The organism is Streptomyces beijiangensis (assembly GCF_017315755.1).
Taxonomy (GTDB): Bacteria; Actinomycetota; Actinomycetes; order Streptomycetales; family Streptomycetaceae; genus Streptomyces; species Streptomyces beijiangensis.
In genome coordinates this window covers 1-2,484 of the sequence record NZ_JAFLRJ010000397.1, presented here as the reverse complement: position 1 = coordinate 2,484, position 2,484 = coordinate 1, and the positions used below count along the sequence as shown (strand labels likewise).

The window sequence follows — 2,484 nt, the reverse complement described above, 5'->3', positions numbered from 1 at the left end:
TCCCCACCGCCCTCGACCCCGCCTCCACCGACTACTCCTCCGCCCGCGACGCCATGCTCGCCAAGCTCTCCGCGCTCGACGCCGAGCACGCCAAAGCCCTTGCCGGCGGCGGCGAGAAATACACCACCCGCCACCACGACCGCGGCAAACTCCTCGCCCGCGAACGCATCGAGCTCCTCCTCGACCCCGATACGCCCTTCCTGGAGCTCTCCCCGCTCGCCGCCTGGGGCAGCGAGTACGCCGTCGGGGCCGCCATGGTCACCGGCATCGGCACCGTCGAGGGCGTCGAGTGTCTGATCACCGCCAACGACCCCACCGTCCGCGGCGGCGCCTCGAACCCCTGGACCCTCAAGAAGGCCTTCCGGGCCCATGAGATCGCTCTCGCCAACCGGCTTCCCTCCATCAGCCTCGTCGAGTCCGGCGGAGCCGATCTCCCCTCCCAGAAGGAGATCTTCATCCCGGGCGGCGCCCTCTTCCGCGATATCACCCGGCTCTCCGCCGCCGGGATCCCCACCATTGCCGTCGTCTTCGGCAACTCCACCGCGGGCGGCGCCTACGTCCCCGGCATGTCCGACCACGTCGTCATGATCAAGGAGCAGTCGAAGGTCTTCCTCGGCGGGCCGCCCCTCGTGAAGATGGCCACCGGCGAGGAGAGCGACGACGAATCCCTCGGCGGCGCCGAGATGCACGCCCGTACCTCAGGCCTCGCCGACTACTTCGCCCTCGACGAGTACGACGCCATCCGCCAGGCCCGCCGTGTCGTCGCCCGCCTCAACCACCGCAAGGCGCACCCCGGTCCGGCCGAGATACCCGCCCCGCCCACGTACGACGCCGACGAACTCCTCGGCATCGTCCCCGGCGACCTCCGTACCCCTTTCGACCCCCGCGAGGTCATCGCGCGCATCGTCGACGCCTCCGACTTCGACGAGTTCAAGCCCCTTTACGGCACCAGCCTCGTCACCGGCTGGGCCGAGCTCCACGGCTATCCCATCGGGATCCTCGCCAACGCCCAGGGCGTTCTCTTCTCCGCCGAGTCCCAGAAGGCGGCGCAGTTCATCCAGCTCGCCAACCAGCGCGACATCCCCCTCCTCTTCCTCCACAACACCACCGGCTACATGGTCGGCAAGGAGTACGAGCAGGGCGGCATCATCAAACACGGCGCCATGATGATCAACGCCGTCTCCAACTCCCGCGTCCCGCACCTCTCCGTCCTCCTCGGGGCGTCGTACGGAGCCGGGCACTACGGCATGTGCGGGCGCGCCTACGACCCCCGCTTCCTCTTCGCCTGGCCCAGCGCCAAATCCGCGGTCATGGGTCCCCAGCAACTCGCCGGGGTCCTGTCCATCGTCGCCCGAGCATCGGCGACAGCGAAGGGGCAGCCGTACGACGACGAGGCCGACGCCGCCCTCCGCGCCATGGTCGAGCAGCAGATCGAGTCCGAGTCCCTCCCGATGTTCCTCTCCGGGCGGCTGTACGACGACGGCGTCATCGACCCCCGCGACACCCGCACCGTCCTCGGCCTGTGCCTGTCCGCCATCCACACAGCACCGGTCGAGGGCGCCCGCGGCGGCTTCGGCGTCTTCCGGATGTGAGGTCCACCAAATGATCAACTCCCTTCTCATCGCCAACCGCGGCGAGATCGCCTGCCGTATCGCCCGCACCTGCCGCGACCTCGGCATCACCACCGTCGCCGTCCACTCGGACCCTGACGCCGACGCACTCCACACCCGGACCGCCGACATCGCGGTACGGCTCCCGGGCGCCACCCCCGCCGACACCTATCTCCGCGGCGACCTCGTCGTGAAGGCCGCCCTGGCCGCCGGTGCGGACGCCGTCCACCCCGGCTACGGCTTCCTCTCCGAGAACGCCGACTTCGCCCGTGCCGTCACCGACGCCGGCCTCCTCTGGATCGGGCCGCCCCCCGCGGCCATCGAAGCCATGGCCTCCAAGACCCGCGCCAAGGAGCTCATGGGTATCGCGCCCCTGGCCGACGTCACCGCCGACGACCTGCCCGTCCTCGTGAAGGCCGCCGCAGGCGGCGGCGGGCGCGGGATGCGCGTCGTACGCGAACTCGACCAGCTCAAAGCAGAGCTGGAAGCCGCCAGTGCTGAAGCGGCCAGTGCCTTCGGGGACGGGGAAGTCTTCGTCGAGCCCTATATCGAAGGGGGTCGCCACGTCGAGGTCCAGATCATGGCCGATGCGTACGGCACCGTCTGGGCGCTCGGCACCCGCGACTGCTCCCTCCAGCGCCGCCACCAGAAGGTCATCGAGGAGGCCCCCGCCCCCGGTCTCCCGACCGGGCTCACCGACACGCTCCACACCCAGGCCGTACGCGCCGCCCGCGCCACCGGCTACCAGGGTGCGGGCACCGTCGAGTTCCTGGTGACCGCGGACGGCCGCACCCACTTCCTGGAGATGAACACCCGCCTCCAGGTCGAACACCCCGTCACCGAGGCCGTGTTCGGGCTCGACCTCGTCGCCCTC

The 2,484-nt window shown here is 70.3% G+C and carries 2 protein-coding genes; both read left to right on the top strand.

The features are described from left to right. The coding region (locus J0695_RS32510) for an acyl-CoA carboxylase subunit beta (RefSeq protein ID WP_206968232.1) at window positions 1-1,592 on the top strand (1,592 nt) is incomplete at its 5' end. Between the two features lie 10 nt (window positions 1,593-1,602). Beyond that, a partial coding sequence (locus J0695_RS32505) for an ATP-binding protein (RefSeq protein WP_206968230.1) occupies window positions 1,603-2,484 on the top strand: 882 nt, incomplete at its 3' end.